Source organism: Duganella sp. 1411 (assembly GCF_017833525.1).
Lineage (GTDB): Bacteria > Pseudomonadota > Gammaproteobacteria > Burkholderiales > Burkholderiaceae_D > Rugamonas.
The window spans coordinates 185,774-210,442 of record NZ_JAFICD010000009.1 but is presented as its reverse complement, the minus strand read 5'-3'; the positions used below and the strand labels follow the sequence as shown (position 1 = coordinate 210,442).

The window sequence follows — 24,669 nt, the reverse complement described above, 5'->3', positions numbered from 1 at the left end:
TAAGACGATCAAAAGTAGCAAAATGCATACAAATCTGCTTGACTTTAAAAATTGGTCCGCTAACAATGCGTTATCGGCTTCGTGCAGAAATGTACATGTTGATAAGAAGTGAGGCGTGAGGAGGGGGCAAGAAGCTTCTTGCTTTTATGGCTCGTGTGATCCGTTTTAATTTTGAAAGTTCTTTTTATGGCAACAGGTACAGTTAAGTGGTTCAATGATTCCAAAGGTTTTGGCTTCATCACTCCAGATGACGGCGGCGAGGATTTGTTTGCTCACTTCTCCGCAATCAACATGAACGGTTTCAAGACCCTCAAAGAAGGTCAAAAAGTTCAATTCGAAGTCACGCAAGGCCCTAAAGGCAAGCAAGCTTCCAACATCCAAGCTGCCTAAGCACCACGGCACCAGATGTGAAAAACCCCGTCTGCGGGGTTTTTTTTCGTCCGTCGTCCGCTTGGGGTCGAGGATAGCCATATAAAAGTGTTGTAGAAGTCCGACGTTCCCTCCCCCACTATGACTTATCTGATACCGCTGGTGACCGCGATCCTGGTCGCGCTGTCGATGCCGCTGCGCGGCTGGGCGGCAGCGCCGCTGGCGACGGAAATACAACGCACTCTGCAGCAAGAACAGCTGACCGGCGCCGTCTGGGCCACCGTCACGCCCGAGGGCGGCGCGCACACCGGCGCCGCCGGCCTGGCCGACGCCGGCAGCGGCGCCGCCATGCGCGCCGACCAGCGGGTGCAGGTCGGCTCGGTCGCCAAGCCGCTGGTGGCCATTGCCGTGCTGCGCCTGATCACCGAAGACAGGCTCTCGCTCGACACCCCGGTCGCCACGCTGCTGCCGGCGCTATCGTTCAACAACCGCTGGGAAGCCACCGATCCAGTCCGGGTACGGCACCTGCTGTCGCACACCGCCGGGCTGGAAAACTTCCGGCTGTGGCACGTGTTCAGCCTGACGGCAACGGCGGACACGCCGCTGGACGCCGCCTTCACCGGCGCCGACGCCGCGCTGCTGACGGTGCAGTCGCGTCCCGGCAGCCGCTTCGCCTACTCCAACATCAGCTACGGCTTGCTCGGCATGGTGATCGAAGCGGTCAGCGGCCAGCGCTACGACCGTTATCTGGACACGCAACTGCTCAAACCGTTGGGCATGCGCGACAGCACCTTCGGCTTCGTCACGCAAACCGGCCCGGGCGCCGACCCGCGCCTGGCGATGGGCCACTTCGAACACGGCGTCACGCAAGCGGCCACGCCCAACTACCTGCCCTCGGCCGCGCAGTTGACCACCACCGCCGCCGACATGGCCAGCTTCGCCGCGTTCCTGATGGGCGACGGCGGCATCGACGGCAAGCCGTTCATCGATCCCAGGCTCATGGCGCAGCTCGGCACACCGGCCGGCACCGAAGCCGTGCGGGCCGGCCTGACGACGGGCCACGGCCACGCGCTGGTCGGACGCGACCGCCACGGCCAGCTGGGCTACTGCCATCCCGGCACCACGGTTGGCTTCAACGCCATGCTGTGCGTGTATCCGGCCCGGCACAAGGCGTTTTTTGTTGCCGTGAACACCGATAGCGAAACGGCCGACTACGACCGCTTCACCCGATTGCTGATCGACGCGCTCGAGCTGCCGCCCGCCGCGCCCGTGGTCCAGCGGGCCGCGCCGGCGGGCGACATCGGCGCCTGGCCGGGCATCTACGTGCCGGCGATGCACAAGATCAGCAACCTGGCCTGGACCGACATCGTGTTCAACTTCGTGCGGATGAGCTGGGACGGCGGCACGCTGCGGCTGGCGCCGTTCCAGGGCAAGCCGACCGTGCTGACGCCGACGGGTGGCCGGCTGTTCACGCAAGCCGGGCGGCTCGACAACACGCACGTGCTGCTGATCGGCGACGACGGCCAGCGCATCGTCAGCGACGGCATCCGCAACTACGCCAAGGCCAACATGGCGCTGTTCGCCGGGCTATGGGCCAGCCTGGCGGCCGGGCTGCTGGGACTGGCATACGTGGTGACTATTGGTAGCTGGCGGCTGCTGCGCGCGCGGCCGCGGACGCGCGGTCCGCTGTTCGCGCCGCTGATGGGTGTGCTCGCGCTGGCGCTGCCGGCGCCGCTGTTCTATCTGCAATCGTTCATGCGGATGGGGGAATTGACGATGGCCAGCGCGACGCTGGCCGTGGTGACGGCGGCGTTGCCGCTGACGCTGGCGGCGGGGCTGGCGCGGCAATGGCGTGGCGGACCGCGCAATGTCGCCGACACCGTGGCGCTAATGGCCGCGCTGCAATGCACGCTGGTGCTCGCCGCATGGGGCATGCTGCCCTTGATGCTGTGGAAGTGACTCCGGCCGGGTAATCAGATTCCATCTAAACCACGTAGGGCGGATTAGCGTAGCGTAATCCGCCATTGCGTGCGTCAACGCGACGCATACATGGCGGATTACGACGTTCCGCCTAATCCGCCCTACGTGTTTTCGTGGTCCTCAATCCTGCATCTGTTCGATCATCACCGCGCCGAAGCCGGAGCACGATACCTGCGTCGCGCCTTCCATCAGGCGCGCGAAGTCGTACGTGACCTTCTTCGAGTCGATGGCTTTCTCCATCGATTTGATGATCAAGTCGGCCGCTTCGGTCCAGCCCATGTGGCGCAGCATCATTTCAGCCGACAGGATCAGCGAACCCGGGTTGACGTAATCCTTGCCGGCGTACTTGGGCGCGGTGCCGTGCGTGGCTTCGAACATCGCCACCGAATCCGACATGTTGGCGCCCGGCGCGATGCCGATGCCGCCCACCTGCGCCGCCAGCGCGTCCGAGATGTAGTCGCCGTTCAGGTTCAACGTGGCGATCACGCTGTATTCCGCCGGACGCAGCAAGATCTGCTGCAGGAACGCGTCGGCGATCGAGTCCTTGATCGTGATGTCGCGGCCGGTCTTCGGATTCTTGAACTTGCACCATGGGCCGCCGTCGATCAGCTCGGCGCCGAATTCCTTCAGCGCCAGCTCGTACGCCCAGTCGCGGAAGCCGCCCTCGGTGTACTTCATGATATTGCCCTTGTGGACGATGGTCACCGACGGCTTGTCGTTGTCGATCGCGTACTGGATCGCCTTGCGCACCAGGCGCTGCGTGCCTTCGATCGACACCGGCTTGATGCCCAGGCCCGACGTTTCCGGGAAGCGGATCTTGGTCACGCCCATTTCCTTGACCAGGAAGTCGATCAGCTTCTTGGCGCCTTCCGAACCCTGCTGGTATTCGATGCCGGCGTAGATGTCCTCCGAGTTCTCGCGGAAGATCACCATGTTGGTTTTTTCCGGCTCCTTGACCGGCGACGGCACGCCGGTGAAGTAGCGCACCGGACGCAGGCACACGTACAGGTCCAGCTGCTGGCGCAGCGCCACGTTGAGCGAACGGATGCCGCCGCCGACCGGCGTCGTCAACGGACCCTTGATCGAGACCACGTAATCCTTCAGCACCGTCAGCGTCTCTTCCGGCAACCACACGTCGGGGCCGTACACGGAGGTCGACTTTTCGCCAGCGTAGATTTCCATCCAGTTGATCTTGCGCTTGCCGCCGTACGCTTTGGCCACCGCCGCGTCGACCACCTTGATCATGACCGGGCTGATGTCCACCCCGGTACCGTCGCCCTCGATGTAGGGAATGATCGGGTTATCTGGTACATTCAGGGAAAAATCGGCGTTGACGGTGATTTTCTGGCCGTCGGCAGGTACTTTGATATGTTGGTACATCGTGTTCTCCGAAGTGGACGCTCGGCAAGCCGCATACAATACTGCTACCGGGGCAAGGATCTTTATTTTATTGCCAAGTTAGTACAAATACCTAGGTCTTCTATAAGACATAAGACAGGCGTTTTGCATTATGCACCAGTATTTTAGTGGGCGCCACGATTTTACGACACCGGCCTTCAAGCCTACACCAATTCCACAGCCAGACAAGCATGCCCCTCATCCTATTTAATAAACCTTTCCAAGTGCTGTGCCAGTTCTCGCCGCAGGACGACAAGGCCACCCTGGCCGACTATTTAAAGATCCCCAACATCTACCCGGCCGGGCGCCTGGACGCCGACAGCGAAGGCTTGATGCTGCTCACCGACGACGGCAAGCTGCAGCACCAGATCGCCCATCCGGACCACAAGGAAGCCAAGGTCTACCTGGTACAGGTCGAGGGCGTGGCCGACGCCGCCAGCCTGGCCAAATTGCAGGCGCCGATCGATCTGGGCGATTTCATCACCAAGCCGTGCCAGGCGGTGCGCATCGCCGAGCCGGAATGGCTGTGGCCGCGCAATCCGCCGATCCGCGAGCGCGCGGGACAGCCGACCAGCTGGCTGGCCATCACGTTACAAGAGGGAAAGAACCGCCAGGTGCGGCGCATGACGGCGGCCGTCGGCCTGCCCACCCTGCGGCTGGTGCGCAGCGCGATCGGCGCCATTTCATTGGCGTCGCATCCGTTGATGCCGGGCGAGTGGCGCGAGGTGTCGGCCAAGGAGTTGAGCGCGTAGCTGGAGTAACCCGCACTGCCATGCGGGGTCGTACCCCTCGGGGTACGACCCCTAAGAGGCGGAGCGCGCGTCCCGTTCAATGCACGCCGGGGTTCGCCACAAGCGAAAAAACCCGCGCCGACCTTGGTCAGCGCGGGTTCTTGCTTTGCTTCCCGACGAGGGGAATTAAGCGGACAGTGCCTTCAGGGCAGCTGCCAGACGGCTCTTGTGACGAGCTGCCTTGTTTTTGTGGATGATCTTTTTGTCGGCGATGCTGTCGATGGTCGACACGGACGACTGGAAGATTGCGGTCGCAGCAGCTTTGTCGCCGCCCTGGATTGCCTTGCGAACTGCTTTGATAGCGGTGCGCAGGGTCGAACGCTGGGACGAGTTGTGAGCGTTTTGCTTGACTGCTTGACGAGCACGTTTGCGCGCTTGTGCGGTATTTGCCATGGAATTTCCTAAATCAGGGTAAAGGTGCGTTTGCAAACATTATTGTTTGCCAAACAGGTGCGTTCAGTGCGTCTGCCGAACCATGTGAGCCAAACTGCTGCCTGCCAAACATTAGTGTCTGCGTAACAGAATTCTGTACAGCCTGCGATTATAGCGATCTTTTTCGGCGGGAGCAACTATAATCATGCCCCATGAACTTGCTTAAAACTCTAGCCGCCCTGAGCAGCATGACCATGCTGTCCCGTATCACCGGATTGTTGCGCGAAATCCTCATCGCCCGGGCCTTCGGCGCCGGGGGCATGACCGATGCCTACAACGTCGCCTTCCGCATCCCCAACCTGCTGCGCCGGCTGTTCGCCGAGGGCGCGTTCTCGCAAGCGTTCGTGCCCATTTTATCCGAATACAAGAACAAGCAGAGCGAGGAAGCCACCCGCAACCTGGCCGACCATGTCGGCACCACGCTGGTCTGGGCCACGGTGGCGATCACCGCGCTGGGCATCATCGGCGCCCCGCTGCTGTTGCTGCTGGTCGCCAGCGGCCTGCAGCCGGACGATTTCGACGCCGCCGTGTGGATGACGCGCCTGATGTTCCCCTACATCGCCTTCATGTCGTTCGTGGCGCTGGCCGGCGGCATCTTAAATACCTGGAGCCAGTTCAAGATCCCCGCCTTCACGCCGGTGCTGCTGAACATCGCGTCGATCCTGGCGTCGCTGTTCCTGCAGCAGCATCTGGAGCGGCCGATCTACGCGATGGCGATCGCGGTCTTCGTCGGCGGCCTGCTGCAGGTCGCGATCCAGATCCCGGCGCTGCTGAAGATCCGCATGATGCCGCGCATCTCGCTCAATCCGCTGTCGGGACTGCGCGACCCGGGCGTGCGCCGCGTGCTGCAGAAAATGGGGCCGGCGGTGTTCGCCGTCGCCGCCGCGCAAATCAGCCTGCTGATCAACACCAGCATCGCCTCCAACCTGGCCGAAGGCAGCATCTCCTTCCTGACCTACGCCGACCGCCTGATGGAGTTCCCCACCGCGATGCTGGGCGTGGCGCTGGGCACCATCCTGCTGCCCAGCCTGTCCAAGGCCAACGTCGGCGGCGACACGGAGGAATATTCCTCGCTGCTGGACTGGGGCCTGCGCCTGACCTTTTTGCTGGCGATGCCGGCGGCCGTCGGCCTGGCCACCTTGGCCGTGCCGCTGATCTCCACCCTGTTCCAGAACGGCAAATTCACGGCGGCGGCGGCGCATGCGTCGGCCCAGCCGCTGATCGCCTACAGCGTCGGCCTGCTGGGCATCATCCTGGTCAAGATCCTGGCGCCGGCCTTCTTCGCGCGGCAGGACATCCGCACGCCGGTGCGCATCGCGGTGGGCGTGCTGGTCGCCACCCAGCTGATGAATATGATCTTCGTGCCGCACCTGGCGGTGGCCGGGTTGGCGTTGTCGATCAGCCTGGGCGCGTGTTTGAACGCGGGCTTGCTATTCACGGGGCTGCGCCGGCGCCGCATCTACACGCCCAAGCCCGGCTGGGCGCTGTTCTTCGCCAAGCTGGTGATCGCCTGCGCGCTGATGGGCGCCACCGCGTGGTACAGCGCGGCGCAGGTCGACTGGACCGCCATGGCGCATCAAACGCTGTTGCGCATCGGCGCGCTGATCGTGGTCATCGGCGTGTCGGCGCTGGTGTATTTTGGCGCGCTGATGGCGATGGGGTTCCGCTTCCGCGATTTCAAGCGCACGGCGAGGTAAAAACCTCCGGGGTCAGGTCTAACATTTCTACACGGGCTGATCTTTTGGACCGCCGACGGAGCTTGGCGGTTTACGTGTTTTAGATTTTAGATGTCATTTCTGTTCCGGCTGCGGTGGCTCCGGCTGCGGCTCGGCCGGCGGCTCCGGTTCCATCGCGGGTTTTTCCTCCTCGGGCGGTGGGGTTGGCTCTGGCTCCGGCGGCGGGGGCGCCGGTGGCGCGTCGGGCGGCGGCAGCACCGGCGCGGGAGGACTCCCCGGCGGCGGCATGCCCGGCTTCACTTCCACCGCGCCCGGTTGCACGTTCTGCCCCGCCGTCGGCGCGCCGCCGGTCGCGGCGAAACGCCACTCCGAAATTTTCTGCTTGCCGGCCAGGCCCTGGAACCGCGACGGGAAATTGCCGATCTTGACCGCCTTCGCGTCCGACAAGCTGTACACCGCCAGCACGCCGACCTTGTCGCCAAGGTAGGTGATGCCCCATTCCGCCTTGCCGGTCATCGGGTCGACATACACCTTGCGCAAATGGCGCCGCACGCCGGGAAAGCGCGGGTCGCGCAGCAGCTCCTTCAACGACGGCGGCTGCGGCGGATAGCCGGCCGGCGTGGCGTTGGCGTAGCTTTGCAGCGCGTCGCTGAACGCGGCGCCGATGTCGAGCAGCTCCCGCTCCGCCCTGCTCCGCTGCAGCACCGAGCCAAGCTTCAGCGCCGACGCCGACACCAGCCCGATGATCGCCACCAGGATGATCAGGCTCAGATAGGTGAAGCCGCCCTCGCGGCGCTTGCGCGGCCGCCGCATCACCAGTCGGCGTAAGGCTTGCCGCTACGGTCGTTGCCCGGCGCGCCGCTCTTGATGTTGTAGACGCCGCCCTTGGTGCCGTCCTCCGGCGGGACGATGATCCACGTCGTTTCGCTGTCGGTGATCGGGTCGACCGGCAGCGCACGCAGGTATTTTTTCTCGACCAACTGGTCCAGCGTATCCGGATAGCGGCCCGTGTCGCCGTAATACTGGTCGATCAGCGTGCGCATATTGCGCAGGTTATCGGCCAACACCACTTCCTTCGATTTGTCGATGCTGGGGAAGTAGCGCGGCACGGCGAGCGTCAGCATCAGCGCAACGATACCCAGCACCACCAGCAACTCGATCAGCGTGAAACCCTTGGTCTTCATGGTCACCATTTTTTGTACGGAACGCCGTTCAAGCCGCTCTTTTCGCTCGTGCTGAAAACATCGTAGACATCCTCGCCCTCTTTCGGCTGATCGGCTTCGCTGGCGTAACTGCGCTTGCCCCATGATTGCGCCTCGCTCAGCGTGGTGTCCGGATTGAACGGATCGCGCGGCACCCGGCGCAGAAAATAAATCTTCGCATGCTTGGGATTCTGCAGATCCGGCACACCCTCGACCAGCAGCTCCAGCGTTTTTGGATATCCGGTCGAGGCCAGCGACTTGGTCACGCGGCCCTGGTCGTAGGCCAGCTTGTAGGCGTCGATGGCCTGGCGGATCTCATGCAGCGCCTCGCGCAGCTCCTGCTCTTGGCGACGCTGCACCACCACCTGCGCGGTCGGTATCACCAGCACGCTGAGCAAACCGAGGATGGTCAACGTCACCAGCAATTCGATCAGCGTGAAACCGCGCGCGCGCATCATGCCCATCCCGGCGTCACTGCTGCGGCGGCGGCGAGATTTCGGCCGCCGGCTGCACCGGTTGCGGCTGCGCTCCTTGCGTCGGCGGCAGCGGCGCCGGCTGGCCGGTCGAAATCGGCATCGACTGCACCGGTGGCGGCAGGATCGCCTGGGTGGTCGCCCCCGTCGGCGGCTGGTTGGCCGGCGCGGCGGGGTTGGCCGGCGCCGGCATCGCGCCGGGCAACTGCACCGGCGTGCGCAAGGTCAAGTCGGGACGGCGGCGGAAGCTCGCCTCGGTGCCGGCCGAGAATTCAGAGGCGCTGGCCTCCGGACGCTGCACATTGCGGATCAGGTGCGGCGTGATCGACAGCACGATCTCGGTCTTCTGGTTGTCGTCACGCTTGCTGCCGAACAGGCGGCCGACGATCGGCAGGTCGCCGGCGCCGGGCAGCTTGCTGGCGGTGCCGCGCTCCTCGTTGTTGATCAGGCCCGCCAGCACCTGGTTCTCGCCGTCCTTGAGCTGCAACATGGTGCTGGCCTGGCGCGTGCCGATCTGATAGGCGGTGCCGCCGTTCTTGGTGGTGATGGTGTTGGTCAGGTTGCTCACCTCGAGCTGCACGCGGATCGCCACCTCGTTGTTCAGATAGATGGTCGGTTCGACGTTGAGCGTCAGGCCGACATCGACGTAGGTGACGTTGTCGCTGGCGAAGCCGCCGATGCCCGACGATACCGTCGCCGTGATCACCGGCAGCTTGTCGCCGATGACGATCTTGGCCTTTTCCTTGTTGCGCACGCGGATGCGCGGATTGGCCAGCAGGTTGGAATCGGTGTCGGTCTTGTTGGCGTTGATCGTGGCCGATACGCCGCTGATGCCGATGCTGTCCGAATTCAAACGGCGCAGGTCGCGGATGGTGATGCCGCCACCGTCCAAAGTCGACAGCGGCGACAGTCCCACGCTGGTCGGCCACTGGACGCCCAGGTCGAGCAGCCTGCCGCGCTTGACCTCCAGGATCTCCACCTCCAGCATGACCTCCGCTTCCGGCGCGTCCTGCACCGCGATCAGGCGCTCGGCCAGGCGGATCGCCTCCGGGTTGTCGCGCACGATCAGCAGGTTGAGTTTTTCGTCGACGACGACGTCGCGCGATTTGAGGATGGTCTTGAGCGTGTTGGCCACCAGCTTGGCCTCGGCGTTGGCCAGGAAGAAGGTCTTGACCGTCATCTCCTGGTATTCCTTCAGCTTGGCCGCCACGTTCGGGTAGATCAGGATGGTGTTGGCGTCCATGACCTGCTGCTCCAGCTGATTGGTCAGCAGCAGGAAGTAGATCGCCGATTCGACGGTGCTGTTCTTCAGCATGACGGTGGTGCGCTGGTCGGTCTTGACGTCCTTGTCGAACACGAAGTTCAGGCCGGAGCGGCGCGAGATCACCTCGAACACCTGCTTGAGCGGGGCGTCGCGGAACTCGATCGTGATCGGCTGCTTGTACGACTTCGCCAGGCCCGACTCCACCACCGGTTGCGCGCTCTTCTCGGTCACTTCGCGCAGCAGCTGGCGCGCCTGCTCGTTCGACGGCGTCTCGGTCAGCAGCGCGTTGAGGCGCTGCTTGGCCAGTTCGTACTCCTTCTTGTTGGCGTGTTCGATGGCGGCGTCCAGCAGCTTGGCCTGGCGGCTGTCGCGTTCTATCGCGCGCAGGCCGCTGCGCGCGCGCTCGTTCATCTGGTCCAGGCCCAGCACGCGGCGGAAGCCCCGCTCCGCCAGATCGGGATGGCCCTCCGCCAGCTGGCGCTCGGATTCGTCGAGCAGGCGCTGCGTGGCGCGGTCGCGCGCCACCAGATAGGCGGCGCGGTATTCGGCGTTGCCCGGTTCGGCGCGCACGGCCTCCTGGTACTTGAGCAGGCCCGCCTCCACCTGGTCCTTGGCGACCAGCTGGTTGGCTTCGCGGAAGGCCATTTGTCCGGCGCACCCGCTCACGCCGACGGCGATCGCCAGCATGGCGGGCAGCGCGGCGCGGCGGCGCCATGTGTTCAGATGACTAGCCATCAGTCGAATGCTCCAATATTAATCTGTTGTACCTGATTCAAAGGCAGATAGGTCACGGTCATCACCGGCGGCGCGATCCGGTCCACGCGGTAGGCGCCCTCGATCACGGTCTTGTTGCGCACCACATAGGTCTTGTCGCCGCGCGCCAGATAGACTTCCCACTGGCCGTCGGCGATGGCCTTGCCAAAATAATTGTAGGGAACCGGTGGCGCCGTCGGCGCTGGCGGCGGCGCGTTCGATTGCGGCGGCGGCGCCGGTGGTGGCGGCGGATTCCAGTTCTGGCCCAGGAACACGCCCTCGCCGGCGGCGAAGCTGGCGTCGCCCGAGTCGCCGACCAGCGCCGCGCGCGGCACCAGCCGCAGGATCGCCGGCTCGGGAGTGGCTATTCCTTCCTTGCCGGAGCGCTCGGCCGGCGCCGGCAAGGCCGCAGCCACGTCGCCGGCCTTGCCGGCGCGCGCGACCGGCTCGGCGATGCCCGACGACGGCGAGTTGTCGCCGAAAGCCACCAGCGCCGCAGCGCCGGCCAGCGCCACGCCCATCGCGATCTGGTAGGGCTTCATGGCGCGCCGTCCTTGAGGTACAGCGTGAAGCGCAGGCGCGCCTCCACCGTCGGCTCGGCGATGGTGTCGCGCCGGAAGCCGATTTCGTCCAGCGAGGCGAACGGCATCTCGCGCAGCCCCTGCATGGCGAACTGCCAGATCGACTGGTACGGGCCCTTGACCGGCAGGATGATCTGATAGGTGGCGACGCGGCTGGCCTTGTCGTAGCCGGACTTGTATTCGCCCTGGCTGAGCACCAGATTCGATTTCGCGGCCAGGTCGAACAGCACCTTGACCTGCTGCTCGGCATAGCGGTTCTCGCCCAGCACCTGATAAAACTCGGCCAGGTTCTGGTTGGCCGACGGCGGCGGCGGCAAGGTCACCAGCGAGGACGGCGTCGGCAGCGGGCGCGCCATCACCCGCGCCTGCGCCGCGCGCTGCGGCAGCAGCCACGCCCATGCCGCCACCCCGGCCACGCACAAGGCGATGGCCACGCAGGCCGGCGCGCCAAGGCGCCGCAGCGCTAGACGCGCGCGCAAAGCCAGCGCCCCGGCGTTGACCTTGTTCACGGCGCTCAACGCGCTCATCGGGTTATCCATGTCGCCTCCAGCTGGAAGCGCAAGGGCCGCAACGGGTCCTGGTCGTTGATTTCGTGGCGCGTCAGGACCACGCCGCTGAAGGTTTCCTGCTGCTTGAGGTCCGCCACGTAGGCCACCATGTCGTCGCTGGTCCTGGTCTCGGCGGTGATCTTGAGCACCTGCTTGCGCGGGTCCGGCTCCATCGCCACCAGCGCCACGCTGCGCGGCGTGGCCGCGGCCACCGCGTCCTGCAGCTCGCGCCATGGCAGGTTCAATTGCAGGATCGCGCCGTTGACGAAGGCCGCCTGCGCCTCCGGTATCACCACGCGCGCCACCTCCACCGGCCGCGCCGACATGGCCGCCGCGCGTTGCCGTACGTGATTCAGTTGCTGCTCGCGCTCGCGCCGCTCGCCGGCCAGCTTCCAGCCGCCGAAGGCCGCGCCGGCGCACAGCAGCAGTCCGGCGGCGGCCAGCGCCAGCAGCGCCGGATGCGTGTGGAACAAGGTGCGGCGCAGGCTGCGCGGCGCGAAGTCGATGCGCATCGCGCTGTGCATTGCTTTCCTATTCATGCTCATGCCAGGCTCCCGCCGCGCGCCAGCAGCGCCGCCATCGACAGCCCGGCGCCGGCCGCATGCCGTCCGTGCTCGAGCGCCTCGCATGGAATCTGCGACGCACCGGCGGCGCGCGTCCAGCCGGCCGCACCGGCCGAGGCGCCGCCGCACAGCTGCAGCAGCGCGGGCGGCGGCATGTCGAGCAGCAGCGCCTCGCGCTTGAGCGTCTGCGTCAGCCACGCCGCGTCGGCGCCCGCCGGCACCGGCAGCGCGCGGATCGCGCGCATCGACTGCGCGCCCGCGCCCTTGGCGGCGGCGTCGATCGCCGCCAACGTCAACAGGTTGTCGTGCAACAGGCCGAACCAGGCGCCCTGCTTCATGCCGCGCCGCCAGCGGTTCCAGGCGCCGACGAAATGCGGTTCGACGCCGACCACCGAGAGCTTGAATTCCCGCGCCACCAGTTCCAGCACCGCCAGCAGCGCGCGCGGCATGGCGGCGGCGAAGAATGGTTCGGTGGCGTTCCAGTCGGCCGCGATCCGCCAGGCCGACGGCGCCTCGCCGTACAGCGCCTGGAAGCGCAGCCCGGCCGCCGCCTCCATGTCGTCCAGGCGGGTGGCGCCCGGCGGCGGCGTCACGCGCCACATGCGCGTCAGTTCGTCGGCCAGCACGATGCCGACCGGCCAGCCGCCCACGTCCTGCTCTCCCAGCAGCGCGCGCAAGGCGTTGGCGATGGCGTCGAACGGATGCTCGGCCGACGGCGCGATCGCGTGCTCGGCCAGCACCGTGAAGGGCTCGCCGCGCCAGCGGCTCACGCGCGCCAGGCTGACCGCCTGGCCGGCCACGCCGATGCGCAGCGATTGTCCGATGATTCTACGCATGCAGGGTCACCCGTTTGATTTCGGCCAGGGTGGTGCCGCCGCGCTTGACCAGCTCCAGCGCGGCCTGGCGCAGGCTGCGCGTGCCGTTGTCGTAGGCCGCCTGCTTGATCTGGCGGATCGGCCGCTTGTCGACGATCAGTTCGCGGATCTCGTCGTTCAGGGTCAGGATCTCGGCGATCGAACGGCGCCCCTTGTAGCCAGTGCCGCGGCAATCGCCGCAGCCCGGTCCCTGCATGAAGCGGTAGTCGTAGACATCGGCGCGGCGCAGGCCGACGCTGGCCAGTTCGTGCTCGTCCGGCGTGTACTCCACCGCGCAGTGCGGGCAGTTGATGCGCACCAGCCGCTGCGCCCAGATGCCGTTCAACGCCGAGACGAAGGCGTACGGATCGATCCCCATGTGGGTGAAGCGGCCGAACACGTCGAACACATTATTGGCGTGCACGGTGGTGAGCACCAGGTGGCCCGTCAGCGCCGACTGCACGGCGATTTCCGCCGTCTCGCGGTCGCGGATCTCGCCGACCATGATCTTGTCCGGATCGTGGCGCAGGATCGAGCGCAGGCCCTTGGCGAAGGTCAGCCCCTTCTTTTCGTTGACCGGGATCTGCAGGATGCCCGGCAGCTGGTACTCGACCGGGTCCTCGATGGTGATGATCTTTTCGCGGCCGTTGTGGATCTCGGTCAGCGCCGCGTACAAGGTGGTGGTCTTGCCGGAGCCGGTCGGCCCGGTCACCAGCAGCATGCCGTAGGCTTCCTGCGCCAGCACCCGCAGGGTCGCCAGCGACGGCGCGTCGAAGCCCAGCGCCTCCAGCGTGAGCGAACCGTAGGCTTCGATCATGGCGCGCTTGTCGAGGATACGGATGACGGCGTCCTCGCCGTGGATGCTTGGCATGATGGACACGCGCAGGTCGATCTCGCGGCCGTTGGCCTCGACCCGGAAGCTGCCGTCCTGCGGCACGCGGCGCTCGGCGATGTCCAGCTCGGCCAGCACCTTCAGGCGCGAGATGATCTGTTCGGCCACGTCGATGCCGTTGACGGCGGTGGCGTGATCGAGCACGCCGTCGACCCGGTACTTGACGGCCAGGCCGCCGGAGGTGCTCTCCAGGTGGATGTCCGAGGCGCCCGCCTTCAGGGCGTCGTACAGGGTCGAGTTGACCAGCCGGACCGCCGGACTGGCCGCCTCCGACACCGACGCGAAAGACAGCACGGCGGCGGTCTTGCCGTCGCGCCGGCCCTCGCTGGCGCCGGGCAGCAGCGAGTCGGTGGCGCGCGCCGATTCCTCCTGCTTGGACAGGTAGGCCTGGATGTCGGCCTGCAGCGCCAGGCGCACCGGCAGCGGCGCGTGCGGCGTGGCGCGCGCCTGCGTGCCGAGCCAGGTCTGCAGATCGAGGTCGAACGGATCGGCGATGACGCCCACCACCACGCCGTCGAAGCCGCGCAGCAGCACGCAGTAGCGCGCCATCGCCTGCGACAGCGGCAGCAGGTCGAAGGCCGGCACGAAGGCCAGCATGTCGACCGTTTCGAGCACCGTCATGCCGAACGGCTGCGCCAGCGCCCGCACCACCAGCCGCGGCTCCATGCCGCTGAGCGCCTCGAGCTCCTCGACCAGCGTGCGTTTCGATTGCTGGCGCAGATGGCGCGCGCGCGCCACCAGCGCCGTGTCCAGCGCCGGCACCGCGTCGGTGGCGGCGATATCCACTTGCGCCGTCATGACATGTCCCCGGCCAGATCGAAGATCGGCATGTACAGCAGCACCACGATGGCGCCGACGATGAGGCCGATGGCGGCCATCAGCAGCGGTTCGAAGGTGCGCGTGAAGCGGTCGATCCAGCGCGCGATCTCGCCGTCGTAGAAGGCCGCCGACTGGGTCAGCATCGGTCCCATGTCGCCGGTGCGCTCGCCCACGCGCAGCATGCGCAGCGAGATCGGCGTGGTCAGCTGGTTGGCCTCGAAGGCGGTCGACAGCGGCAGGCCGGCCTCGATGGCCGTGCGCGCCGCCCGCAGGTTCTGGCGCAGCCCGGCCGAGACCATGCCCTGCACCGTGTCGATGGCGTGCACGATGGTGATGCCGCCCTCGCTGAGCATGCCCAGGGTCAGGTACAGCCGCGATAATTCATAGATGCGCACGCGCTCGCCGATGCCCGGCAGGCGGCCCAGCAGCCGCACCACGCCGCCGCCGGCCATCAGGTGGCGCGCCGTCAGCGCCAGCGCGCCCAGCACGGCGGCGATGCCGCCCAACAGCAGCAGGGTGTGCTGGCCGGCGAACTGGCCCCAGTTGAGCATCTGCTGCGACAGCCACGGCAGGTCGCGCCCGGCGCCCTGGTAGACCTCGGCGAAGCGCGGCACCACGTAACCGATCAAAAACAGGCTGACGCCGCCGCCGACCAGCAGCAGGATGCACGGATAGATGGCGGCCGACACCAGCTTGCCGCGCACCACGTCGATGCGCTGCTGGTAGTCGATGAAGCGCGACAGCGAACGCGGCAGGTCGGAGGTGCCCTCGGCCGCCTTGACGATGCCGACATACAGCGGCGGGAACAATTCGGGCTGCTCGGCCAGCACGGCCGAGAAGCGCTGGCCCTCGCGCAGGCCGGCCAGCAGCCGCTCGAGCACGCCGCGGGTGGCCGGGTTGGCCTCCTTTTCCAGCAGCGCCTCGAGCCCCTCGACGATGCCCAGGCCGGCCGTCAGCAGCGCCAGCAGCTCCTGGCTGAACAGCACCAGGGACAGCGCGGCGCGCTTGCCGCCGCGGCCGGGCAGGCGTCCGCGCGCCGGCGCGATGGCGCTGACGAACAGGCCGCGCGCCTCGACCTGGCGGCGCGCGTCGGCCTCATCGCGGCCGTCGACCAGCAGATGGGAGATGACCATATCGGCCGACAGGGTGCGGACATCGAACTGCATGACGGATGCTGTGGTGGTTGACGGTGGCGGTGGCGGGGCTTGGCGCGGCTATTGCGAGACGATGTCGGCGTCCTCGCCGGTGCCGCCGGGCTGGCCGTCGCGGCCCAGCGAGGTGATCTCGAACTCGCTCTTGGCGCCGGGCGCCTTGTACTGGTACGGATGGCCCCACGGATCGGGCGGCACGCCCTTCTTCAGATACGGGCCGTTCCATTTGGCGCCCGCCGTGGCCGGCGCCGCCACCAGCGCGGCCAGGCCCTCCTCGGTGGTCGGGTAGCGGCCGACGTCGAGGCGGTAGGTGTCGAGCGACTTTTCGAACGCGTCGATCTGCGCCTTGGCGATGGTGACCTCGGACTTGCCCAGCTGGGCGAAATATTTGGGGCCGACATACGCCGCCAGCAGGCCGATGATGACGATCACCACCAGCAATTCCAACAACGTGAAACCGCCGGCCTTGCGGGCCGCCGTCCAACCGCGATTCTTCGCCACTTCCATCCGACCAACTCCTTAAATCACCGGAAATCATCCGCCGCGCACCGGCGGCCGCGACGGCGCCCACTGCGCTGACAGAGGCTACCACGCGCTTTGCCAGTAATACAATCTTTTCTTCGGCCGCGCCCGGGGCGGGGACCATATTTCGCCCATTTTCGAGGCCAATACTCTACCGCAAAACCCGCTTGCCATCGGGCTCATCTTTGTGCTCGCTCAACAACGTTGCAAATTACTCACAGTCAACGTGCGCGTTTGCTGGCCCGGCCTCCCAGCGGAAACCGAATTTCTGACGTCCAAATCGCAAGCCACCCGAATTTAAACTATTAAACTTTTTACCATCCTGTTGTCGGGGTTGCTACACTTATTGACATCTCCGCGCACGCGCGGGAATTCGCCGGTCCCGGTGCGTCCTGGGGCATCAACGTCATCGCAGCTTCACTCACAAAAGGGTAGATCCATGAACCGCAGCTTGTACCTTCCCGACGCGCCACGCGCCGCGTCGCGCTTCCGACTGACAAAATTGGTCCGCGCAACCCTGCTCGCCGGCCTGACCATGGCCGCGCTGCCGTCCGCCCGCGCCGCCGACGCCACCATCGACTTCGACGGCCTGCCGCTGGTCGGCCTGACGCACGGCGACGCCATCGTCAGCCAGGGCTTCCACATCGGCACCTTCTCCAACGACCCGCAGGCGCTACCGGGCGACGCGGTGGGCGCCATCATCGACGGCACCGACGCGGCCGCCTCCTGCGGTTTCCTGCAATGCCCTACCAGCAACAGCACCTACGCCGCCATCGTCAACGACGGCTACATGGAGATCACCCGCAGCGCGCCGGGCCAGACCTTCGGCCTCAAATCGTTCGACGCCAGCTACCTCGGCTCTAACCTGTACGACTACCCGGCCACCCCCGGCTTCCTGCGCGTGCAGGGCTTCTACGCCGATAACAGCTGGGTCAGCGAGGATTACGCGTTCTACGCGCCCGGCAGCGAAGGCTTCGAGTTCGGCGCCTACAACTCGTCGCCGTTGTTCGCCAACTCGCAATTCACCGCCATCTACCTGTTCGCCTTCACCTGCGACGCCAATCAGGACTGCACGGCGTTCAGCACCGGGCGCGGCCAATTCGCCATCGACAACATCGTCACCACCGGCCTGGTGGCCGCGCCCGTGCCCGAACCGGAAAGCTGGCTGATGATGGGCGCCGGCCTGCTGGGCGTGGCCGCCGCCGCGCGCCGCCGCCGCCAGTCCGCCGTTTCGGCCCCTTCCGCCACTGCCGCCCTCGCCGCCTGAGCCCCCCAACAAGGAACCACATCCATGAAACTACGCCCTGTTTCCGCAGCGATCCTGCTGCTGCTGTCCGGCCTGACCCTGGCGGCGCACGCCGACGACACGCGCCGGCCATACATCGTGCAATTGGCCGACAAGCCATTGTCGTCCTACACCGGCGGCGTCGCCGGCATCGCCGCCACCAAGCCGGCCGCCGGCGCGCGGCTCGACCTCAACACCAGCGCCGCCCAGGCCTACGGCGGCTACCTGATCCAGAAGCAGCAGGCGGTCAAGGCCGTCGTGGCCGGCGCGCCGATGCTGTACGACTACAAGGTGGTGCTCAACGGCTTCTCGGCCATGCTCACCGACGACGAGGTGCGCGCGCTCAAGGCCAACACGGCCGTGGCCAACATCACCGCCGACACGCCACGCCAGATGCTGACCAACTACACGCCCGGCTTCCTCGGCCTGGACGGCCCGAACGGCCTGTGGAGCCAGCTCGGCGGCAAGGAAGGCGCCGGCGAGGGCGTGGTGGTCGGCATCATCGACGGCGGCATCTGGCCGGAGAACCTGTCCTACGCCGACCGCGTCGACGCCAACGGCAAGCCGACCTTCGACAACAGCGGCACCCTGGCCTACGCGCCGCTGCCCGGCTGGCAGGGCGGCTGCGACAGCGGCGAAGGCTTCACGGTGGGCCATTGCAACAATAAACTGATCGGCGCGCGCTACTTCATCGACGGCTTCAAGGCCACCGGCCGCGCGCTGCACTGGACCGAGTTCGTCTCGCCGCGCGATTCGATCGGCGGCACCGTCGGCCACGGCGGCCACGGCACCCACACCTCGACCACCGCCGCCGGCAACAACGGCGTGAGCGCCACCTTGGGCCAGAACATCGCCATGGGCCAGGTGTCGGGCATGGCGCCGCGCGCGCGCATCGCCTCGTACAAGATTTGCTGGAGCTACAACGACGCCAGCGATCCGACCGGCGGCAAGAACAGCTGCTGGGGCGCCGACGCGGTCGCCGCCGTCGAGCAGGCCGTCACCGACGGCGTGGACGTGCTCAACTACTCGATCAGCGGCGGCACGGTCGTCAACGACGCCGTCGAGCAAGCCTTCCTGCACGCGACCAATGCCGGCGTGTTCGTCGCCGCGTCGGCCGGCAACGACGGCCCCGCCAACGAGGTCAACCACGTGAGCCCGTGGCTGGCCACGATCGCCGCCGCCGCCCACAACCGCATGTTCCAGGGCACGGCCACGCTGGCCAACGGCGCCAGCTACAAGGGCGCCAGTCTCAACAACACGGCGCTGCCGTCGTCGCCGCTGATCCGCTCCGAGGACGCGGTGCTGGCCGGCGCCAACCCCAACGAGGCGCGCCTGTGCTACAGCGTCGGCGCCAACGGCGGCCCGACCCTGGACCCGGCCAAGGTCGGCGGCAAGGTCGTCACCTGCGTGCGCGGCACCAACGCCCGCGTCGACAAGAGCCTGGCCGTCAAGCAGGCCGGCGGCGTCGGCATGATCATGGTCGACAACGGCGGCGGCCTGGTGGCCGAGGTCCATTCGGTGCCGACCGTGCACGTGACGGCGGCCGACGGCGCCCTGATCAAGGCGTACGCGGCCAACCCGGGCGCGGCCGCCGCCCTGAGCGTGTTTAGCAGCGTGGTCGTGCCGAACGCGCCGGTCACGGCCGGCTTCTCCTCGCGCGGCCCGAACCGCGCCGACGGCAACCTGCTCAAGCCGGACGTCACCGCCCCCGGCGTCGACATCCTGGCCGGCGTGACGCCGGAGCTCAACGCCGCCCAGCGCGCCAACATCGTCAACGGCACCTTCACGCCGCCGCCGGCGTGGGCGCTGTACCAGGGCACGTCGATGTCGTCGCCGCACGTGGCCGGCGTGGCCGCGCTGCTGCGCCAGCAACATCCGGCCTGGTCGCCGGCGGCGATCAAGTCGGCGCTGATGACCAGCGCCACGCCGACCTTCAGCGACGGCCTGAGCGGCGTCCAGCTGGGCACGCTGCCATGGGCCCAGGGCGCCGGCCACATCAACCCGAACGGCACCATGGTGCACCCGGCCGACGGCCGCGCGTACAACCCGCACGGCGCCAGCGATCCGGGCCTGGTCTACGAGCTGGGCGCCAAGGATTACAAGCGCTACCAGTGCGGCGCCGGCTTCGCCAGCGAGTGCACCGACGGCTCGGTGGCCGGCTACAACCTGAACCTGCCGTCGATCACCGTCAACAACGCCCTCGGCACGGTCGAGGTGACCCGCACCGTCACCAACGTCGGCGCCAGCGCCGCCACCTACAGCGGCAGCGCCAGCCTGCCCGGCTTCAACGCCGTGCTGTCGCCGGCCACGCTGACCTTGGCGCCCAACGCCAGCGCCAGCTACACCGTCAAGCTGACCCGCGCCACGGCGCCGTTCAACGAATGGCGCTACGGCGACGTCACCTGGACCGACGGCAGCCACGTGGTGCGGGTGCCGTTGACGGCGCGCACCGGCCGCGCCATCTCGTCGCCGGCGCTGACGGCCAGCACCCGCGCCGCCAGCACCGTGCTGTTGAGCGTGGTGACCGGCTTCGACGGCCGCATGGGCGCCGCCGTCGGCGGCTTCAAGGAGGTCAGCCGCGGCGCCACGCAGACGGTGCAGGCGATCCTCGAGCCGCTCGACACGGCCGCCGACGTCGCCGCCGCGTGCCTGGCCAACACGGTCGGCGTGCGTTCCATCCCGGTGGCGATCCCGGCCAACACGGTGGCCGCCGCGTTCGAACTGTTCGACCGCGACACCTCGTCCAACGGCGGTGACGACCTCGATCTGGTGGTGCTCAATCCGGACGGCAGCGTCGCCGGCTCCAGCCTGCGCGGCGGCTCGAACGAGTGGGTGCGCCTGAACAGCCCGTCCGCCGGCAACTACCGCGTGTGCGTGGTCGGCTACGCGCCGGCCGACGGCGTCTCGACCGACTTCAACCTGTCGTCGGCCGTGGTCACCCGTGGCGACATGGGCGGCGCGCTGAAGGCGGCCGTGCCGAGCCGGGTCTACGCCGGCAGCGTGGCCACCGTCACGGCCAGCTGGACCGGCCTGGCCACCGGCAAGCGCTACTACGGCGGGGTGCAATACCTCGACGCGACCGGCGCGGTCGCCTCGTCGACCACCTTGCTGGTGGAGACCAACAACCCGCTGCCGCTGGCGGAGGGTGCGGCCAAGGTCAGCCGCAAACTGAGCGCGCGCTGATTCCGGCGCGCATATGAAAACGCCGCGCCCCTCGGGGCGCGGCGTTTTTTTGTCTACAGCGCCTGCGTCATCTAAACCACGTAGGGCGGATTAGCGCAGCGTAATCCGCCACTGCGTGCGTGGTCGACGGCGCATCGACGGCCGCTTACGCGCCAAACGCGGTCCGGCGGCGCGCCATGCCGCCCATCAGCGCCAGCCCGGCGCCCAGCATCAGCCACGTGCCCGGTTCCGGCACGGCGCTGACCGCGCCGACGCTGGTGCCGATGGTGTTGCTCAGCATGGTCGGCACGACGGTGCCGGCCGGCGTCCAGTTCAGCAGCACCAGCGTGCCGCTGGGGTCGCTGGTGCCCAGCAAGGCGGTCTGCGCCTGGTTGTACAGCGCCACCGAGAACGCCGAGCCGAAGCCGGCGCCCGGATCGGCGGCGCCGCTGAAGGTGACGTCGAAACCGATCTTGCCGCCGAAGTCGACCGCGTGGAACAGCTCGTTCAAGCCGCCCGCATCGTTGTTGACGAAGGTGTAGCCGCCCGCCAGCGAACCGCCGACGTTGCCGGTCACTTGCGCCGAGGCCGGATCGCCGAAGCCGGTGAAGCCGGTCAGCGACGCCTGCGCCAGCGGGCTGGACGGGTCGCCCGGATTGAATTGCAGGTCGATCCAGCCGGTCGAGGCGAAGCTCGACGTGTCCAGTTCGACATGGTAGGTCGAGGCGGCCGAGGCCACGCCGGCGCAGGCGCCCAGGGCCAGCGCCAGCAGCGCGCGCCGCAGGGATGCAACAGGGAATTTGACGATCATCGTAGTGTTTTCCTTAGAAATTGCCGCTATAAACTTTGGCCGTGTAGCTGATGCCGGCCGCGCCGGTCTTGGTAAAGCTCAGCGGGACGGTGACGGTGGCGCCCGGCGCCAACGAGCCGACCTCGGCCGTGATATACGGCGCGCCGTTGTGGCTGCCGCTGGCGTTGACCAGCGTGACGCCGGCCGCCAGCCCGCCCAGCTCGATCTGCAGCGGACCGTTGAGCGCGCTGGCGCCGGTGTTGGTGACGGCGTAGCTGCCGCTCCAGCGTCCGGTCAGGCGGGTGTAGACCAGGCCCGAGCCGACGCCGCGCACGCCGGCCGTCACGTCGAGCGCGGCCGCCGGCAGGTTCAGGCTGACGACCACCGGGTCGTGGTCGGAGGCGCGGTACGGCGCCGCCGTGTACTTGTCCTGCGGCTTGCCGTCGGTGTTGTAGTCGATCACCGGCGGCTCGTCGGCGTTGTTGTGCCACTCGGCCGCGTCGACCACCGAGGCGCTGAGCGCGGCGCTGGCCAGCGCGTGGTCCAGGTAGCCGGCCTCGCCGTTGAAGACGAACGAATACGGCATCGCGCCGGCGCCGCGGATGTAGCGCTCGAGCTGGTTGACATAGCCCTTGTTGACGATGGCCTGGACCGGGTCCTCATGGCCGTAGGCGTTGAAGTCGCCGATCAGCAGCACCTTGGCGTCGCCGGCGGCGGTCACCACCTGCGGCACGAACACGTCCACCAAGCGCTGCGCCTGCCGCACGCGGGTCGCGTTCCAGCAGCTCTGGCCGTCGCCCTTGTCGGCGTCCGCCGAGCCCGCCGCCGGGCAGCTGCCCTTCGACTTCAGGTGGTTGACCACCAGCGAGAACTTGCCGCCGTTGGCCGTCTTGAAGGTTTGCGCCATCGGCGGCCGGTTGTTGATGGCGTCGGCGTCGGTCAGCGCGTTGCCCACCAGGGTCAGCGCGGCCGGCTTGTAGATCATCGCCACGCGGATGGCATCGGTGCCGGTGCTGGCCGGCTTGGGCACGACGGCGTAGGTCTTGACGCCGGTGCCGGGCGAGATCGCCTCGTTGAGGGCGTCGACCAGCTTGGTGACCGTGTACTCGCCGCTGTTCTGGATTTCCATCAGGCCGTAGACGTCGGCGTTGATGGCCTTGAGCTCGCCGACGATCTTGGCGCTCTGGCGGTTGTACTCGTTGAGGTTGTCGGCGCCGCGGCAGTTCGAGCGCGACGGCGCGCCGCCGCCGATGGTGCAGCCCTGCCCGGTCGCGCCGGTGACGTCGCTGCCGTCGGTGAAGGTGGTGAAGTAATTGAGCACGTTGGCGCTGGCGACCTTGACGTTGCCGGCGGCCAAGGTCGGCGCGGCCGGACGCGGATTGTCCTGCGAGAACACCGGCGCCACCGTCGGCTGCAGCTTGAAGGCCGCCCCGCCGCCGCCCTTGGCGCCGAAGTCGACCACGCCGGTCAGGTTGTCGACCGTGTCGCCGGCGCGCAGCGAGCCGTCGGCGCCCAGGTACGGGATCACGCTCGGCGTGGTGAAGATGCCGTCGTCGAGGATGATCTGGTCGCGCGCGTTGGCGGCGGCCAGCGCGATCGCCTCGGGCGAGCCGGCCGGGTATTTATTGGTCGGCGCCTCGAGCCGGCCGGACGACAGCGTCACTTCGCCGCGGTCGCCCAGGTATTGCAGCTGGGAGACGGTCAGCGGCGCGGCGAAGCGCACCAGCATGCCCTCGACCTGGCCCAGGTCCGGGTGCGGCAAGGTGATGTTGGTCGGCGTGACGGTGATGCCGCCGGCCAGCTTGACGATGGCGGTGACGGTGGTCAGCTCGGTGTAGACGCGGCCGCCGGCCACCGGCGCGTAGTCGCTGACGGTGCCGCTGATGCGCACGCGGTCGCCGACCTGCACGGTGCCGCTGTTGGCGGCGGTGGTGAAGACGAACATGCCGTCCGACGTCTGCGGATCGCCGTCGCCCTGCTCGTCCTGGATGAAGAAGCCCGAGCCGACCTTGGCCGTGACGACGCCCTCGGTGGTCTGGACGGTGCCGGCGTACGGGCTGGTGTCGCCGCTGCCCTGGATTTGCGGAATCGTGTGGGTCAGGGTGGCCGGCGCGGCGACCGTGACGTTGATGGTGCACATGGCCTGCTGGGCCTGGTCGTTGCCGAAGGTGACGACCAGCGGATAGCTGCCGGCCGCCACGCCGGCGGCCACGTCCAGGCTGGCGCTGGCGGTGCCGCCGGCGCCGGCGGCGGCGACGAAGTTGGTCAGCGCGATGCCGGACACGGCGCCGGCCGTGATGGCGGCGCTGTTGACGATGCCGTCGGCGTCGGTGGCGCTGAGCGCGGCGGCGCCGGCGATGCCGTGCGCCAGCGACAGGTTGGCCGGGCAGCTGGCGACGATGGGCGGCGCCTGCGGCACGCCGCACGGGCGCAGCGGGCTGGCGCTGTTGCGCGGCGTCGGCGCGCCGGTGGCGAAGTCGCTGGCGTTGTTGTCGGTGTCGGTGCAGCCGCCGGCGGCGCGCAGCGCGGCGGTGGTGTTGCTCAGGGCCGGGCCGTTGGCGCCCTCGAAGAAGCCGGCGTTGTAGCCCAGCAGGTCGACCAGCGCGGCGCCGGCCGGCGCCGCGCCGCTGAGCGCGGTGCTGTTGCTGACCAGCGCGACCTTGCCGGCGCTGCCGCCCATGGCCAGCGAGCCCAGCGTGTCTGGAGTGGGCAGGTTCTCGCTGCCGCCGCTGCCGGCCGACTGCTGCAGCAGGAAGTACTGGCCCGGCTGCAGGCTGACGTTGCCGGTGACCTTGCTGACGGACCAGGTGCCGCCGGCCGCGCTGGCGTACTGCACGCTCCAGCCGGTGATGTCGACCGCCGTGTCGCCGCGGTTGAACAGTTCAATGAAATCGTTCTTGAAGGTAGCGCCGGAATTGCCGCCGCCGCCGTAGACCTGGCTGATGACGACCGGCGAGGCGGCCAGCGCCGGCGCCGACAGCACGGCCGACAGCGCGGCCGCGATCAGGGTGCGGCGGCCCGGCGTGGCGACGACGCGGGGGACGGACGAAGTGCGGAGAGTTTTCATGAACGATCCAAGTGAACAATTGTTATTAAATATAGCAACTTGCATATTATTACATTGTCATGACGGCGTCATGACAATGATATGTTTCACATGAATC

21 protein-coding genes are annotated in these 24,669 nt (G+C 67.4%); 6 read left to right on the top strand and 15 right to left on the bottom strand.

Going from position 1 to position 24,669, the window contains the following annotated elements; all coding sequences use genetic code 11:
* Window positions 1–186: 186 nt before the first annotated feature.
* Window positions 187–390 carry a cold-shock protein gene (locus JOD97_RS30175; protein ID WP_010395943.1) on the top strand — a complete coding sequence of 68 codons (204 nt, stop codon included), beginning with the start codon at window positions 187–189 and terminating at the stop codon, window positions 388–390.
* A 120-nt stretch (window positions 391–510) separates the two neighbouring features.
* The gene (locus JOD97_RS30170) at window positions 511–2,328 is read left to right on the top strand and encodes a serine hydrolase (RefSeq protein WP_209726497.1); all 1,818 of its coding nucleotides are present in this window, start codon (window positions 511–513) and stop codon (window positions 2,326–2,328) included.
* A 141-nt stretch (window positions 2,329–2,469) separates the two neighbouring features.
* Here the strand turns inward: JOD97_RS30170 and icd are convergent, their stop codons facing one another.
* Window positions 2,470–3,729 (bottom strand): NADP-dependent isocitrate dehydrogenase, encoded by a 1,260-nt coding sequence (icd, locus tag JOD97_RS30165; protein WP_209726496.1) that lies wholly within the window; start codon window positions 3,727–3,729, stop codon window positions 2,470–2,472.
* A gap of 209 nt (window positions 3,730–3,938) precedes the next feature.
* On the opposite strand from icd, the gene JOD97_RS30160 reads away from it, so the two are divergent.
* Window positions 3,939–4,499, top strand: coding sequence for a pseudouridine synthase (locus JOD97_RS30160; RefSeq protein WP_209726495.1), 561 nt, complete (start codon window positions 3,939–3,941; stop codon window positions 4,497–4,499).
* Window positions 4,500–4,664: 165 nt separating this feature from the next.
* Here JOD97_RS30160 and rpsT read toward each other — a convergent pair whose 3' ends face one another.
* The gene (rpsT, locus tag JOD97_RS30155) at window positions 4,665–4,931 is read right to left on the bottom strand and encodes a 30S ribosomal protein S20 (RefSeq protein ID WP_008446456.1); all 267 of its coding nucleotides are present in this window, start codon (window positions 4,929–4,931) and stop codon (window positions 4,665–4,667) included.
* Between the two features lie 191 nt (window positions 4,932–5,122).
* On the opposite strand from rpsT, the gene murJ reads away from it, so the two are divergent.
* Window positions 5,123–6,667 (top strand): murein biosynthesis integral membrane protein MurJ, encoded by a 1,545-nt coding sequence (murJ, locus tag JOD97_RS30150; RefSeq protein ID WP_209726494.1) that lies wholly within the window; start codon window positions 5,123–5,125, stop codon window positions 6,665–6,667.
* 93 nt (window positions 6,668–6,760) lie between these two features.
* On the opposite strand, the gene JOD97_RS30145 is transcribed toward murJ, so the two are convergent.
* From JOD97_RS30145 to gspG, 11 genes are read right to left on the bottom strand one after another with little or no spacing between them, the layout of a single operon-like run.
* On the bottom strand, window positions 6,761–7,459 hold the full coding sequence (locus JOD97_RS30145) for a type II secretion system protein (RefSeq protein WP_209726493.1): 699 nt from the start codon (window positions 7,457–7,459) through the stop codon (window positions 6,761–6,763).
* Window positions 7,459–7,839 (bottom strand): type II secretion system protein, encoded by a 381-nt coding sequence (locus JOD97_RS30140; protein ID WP_209726492.1) that lies wholly within the window; start codon window positions 7,837–7,839, stop codon window positions 7,459–7,461. Before JOD97_RS30140 ends, JOD97_RS30145 begins: the two co-directional genes overlap by 1 nt.
* Window positions 7,833–8,306: a type II secretion system protein gene (locus tag JOD97_RS30135; RefSeq protein ID WP_373999974.1), complete on the bottom strand. Its 474-nt coding sequence runs from the start codon at window positions 8,304–8,306 to the stop codon at window positions 7,833–7,835. Before JOD97_RS30135 ends, JOD97_RS30140 begins: the two co-directional genes overlap by 7 nt.
* Before the next feature lie 13 nt (window positions 8,307–8,319).
* Window positions 8,320–10,320, bottom strand: a complete 2,001-nt coding sequence (locus JOD97_RS30130; RefSeq protein ID WP_209726491.1) for a secretin N-terminal domain-containing protein — start codon at window positions 10,318–10,320, stop codon at window positions 8,320–8,322.
* Window positions 10,320–10,880 (bottom strand): hypothetical protein, encoded by a 561-nt coding sequence (locus JOD97_RS30125; protein WP_209726490.1) that lies wholly within the window; start codon window positions 10,878–10,880, stop codon window positions 10,320–10,322. The genes JOD97_RS30130 and JOD97_RS30125 overlap by 1 nt, the downstream gene beginning before the upstream one ends.
* Window positions 10,877–11,458 carry a hypothetical protein gene (locus JOD97_RS30120; RefSeq protein ID WP_229264824.1) on the bottom strand — a complete coding sequence of 194 codons (582 nt, stop codon included), beginning with the start codon at window positions 11,456–11,458 and terminating at the stop codon, window positions 10,877–10,879. The genes JOD97_RS30125 and JOD97_RS30120 overlap by 4 nt, the downstream gene beginning before the upstream one ends.
* Window positions 11,443–12,006: a hypothetical protein gene (locus JOD97_RS30115; protein ID WP_229264823.1), complete on the bottom strand. Its 564-nt coding sequence runs from the start codon at window positions 12,004–12,006 to the stop codon at window positions 11,443–11,445. Before JOD97_RS30115 ends, JOD97_RS30120 begins: the two co-directional genes overlap by 16 nt.
* Window positions 12,007–12,008: 2 nt before the next feature.
* On the bottom strand, window positions 12,009–12,866 hold the full coding sequence (locus JOD97_RS30110) for a hypothetical protein (RefSeq protein WP_209726489.1): 858 nt from the start codon (window positions 12,864–12,866) through the stop codon (window positions 12,009–12,011).
* Window positions 12,859–14,574: a GspE/PulE family protein gene (locus JOD97_RS30105; protein ID WP_209726488.1), complete on the bottom strand. Its 1,716-nt coding sequence runs from the start codon at window positions 14,572–14,574 to the stop codon at window positions 12,859–12,861. The genes JOD97_RS30110 and JOD97_RS30105 overlap by 8 nt, the downstream gene beginning before the upstream one ends.
* On the bottom strand, window positions 14,571–15,761 hold the full coding sequence (locus JOD97_RS30100) for a type II secretion system F family protein (RefSeq protein WP_209726487.1): 1,191 nt from the start codon (window positions 15,759–15,761) through the stop codon (window positions 14,571–14,573). The genes JOD97_RS30105 and JOD97_RS30100 overlap by 4 nt, the downstream gene beginning before the upstream one ends.
* A 48-nt stretch (window positions 15,762–15,809) precedes the next feature.
* Entirely contained in the window at window positions 15,810–16,253 is a 444-nt protein-coding gene (gspG, locus tag JOD97_RS30095) for a type II secretion system major pseudopilin GspG (RefSeq protein WP_209726486.1), read from the bottom strand.
* 454 nt (window positions 16,254–16,707) lie between these two features.
* Here gspG and JOD97_RS30090 point away from each other — a divergent pair, with 454 nt between their 5' ends.
* Window positions 16,708–17,535, top strand: a complete 828-nt coding sequence (locus JOD97_RS30090; RefSeq protein WP_209726485.1) for an NF038120 family PEP-CTERM protein — start codon at window positions 16,708–16,710, stop codon at window positions 17,533–17,535.
* A gap of 24 nt (window positions 17,536–17,559) precedes the next feature.
* Window positions 17,560–20,736, top strand: coding sequence for a S8 family serine peptidase (locus JOD97_RS30085; RefSeq protein ID WP_209726484.1), 3,177 nt, complete (start codon window positions 17,560–17,562; stop codon window positions 20,734–20,736).
* A 145-nt stretch (window positions 20,737–20,881) separates the two neighbouring features.
* Here JOD97_RS30085 and JOD97_RS30080 read toward each other — a convergent pair whose 3' ends face one another.
* Both JOD97_RS30080 and JOD97_RS30075 read right to left on the bottom strand, forming a co-directional pair.
* The gene (locus JOD97_RS30080; protein ID WP_209726483.1) at window positions 20,882–21,526 is read right to left on the bottom strand and encodes an NF038129 family PEP-CTERM protein; all 645 of its coding nucleotides are present in this window, start codon (window positions 21,524–21,526) and stop codon (window positions 20,882–20,884) included.
* A 13-nt stretch (window positions 21,527–21,539) separates the two neighbouring features.
* Window positions 21,540–24,572 (bottom strand): ExeM/NucH family extracellular endonuclease, encoded by a 3,033-nt coding sequence (locus JOD97_RS30075; protein WP_209726482.1) that lies wholly within the window; start codon window positions 24,570–24,572, stop codon window positions 21,540–21,542.
* Between the last annotated feature and the right edge of the window lie 97 nt (window positions 24,573–24,669).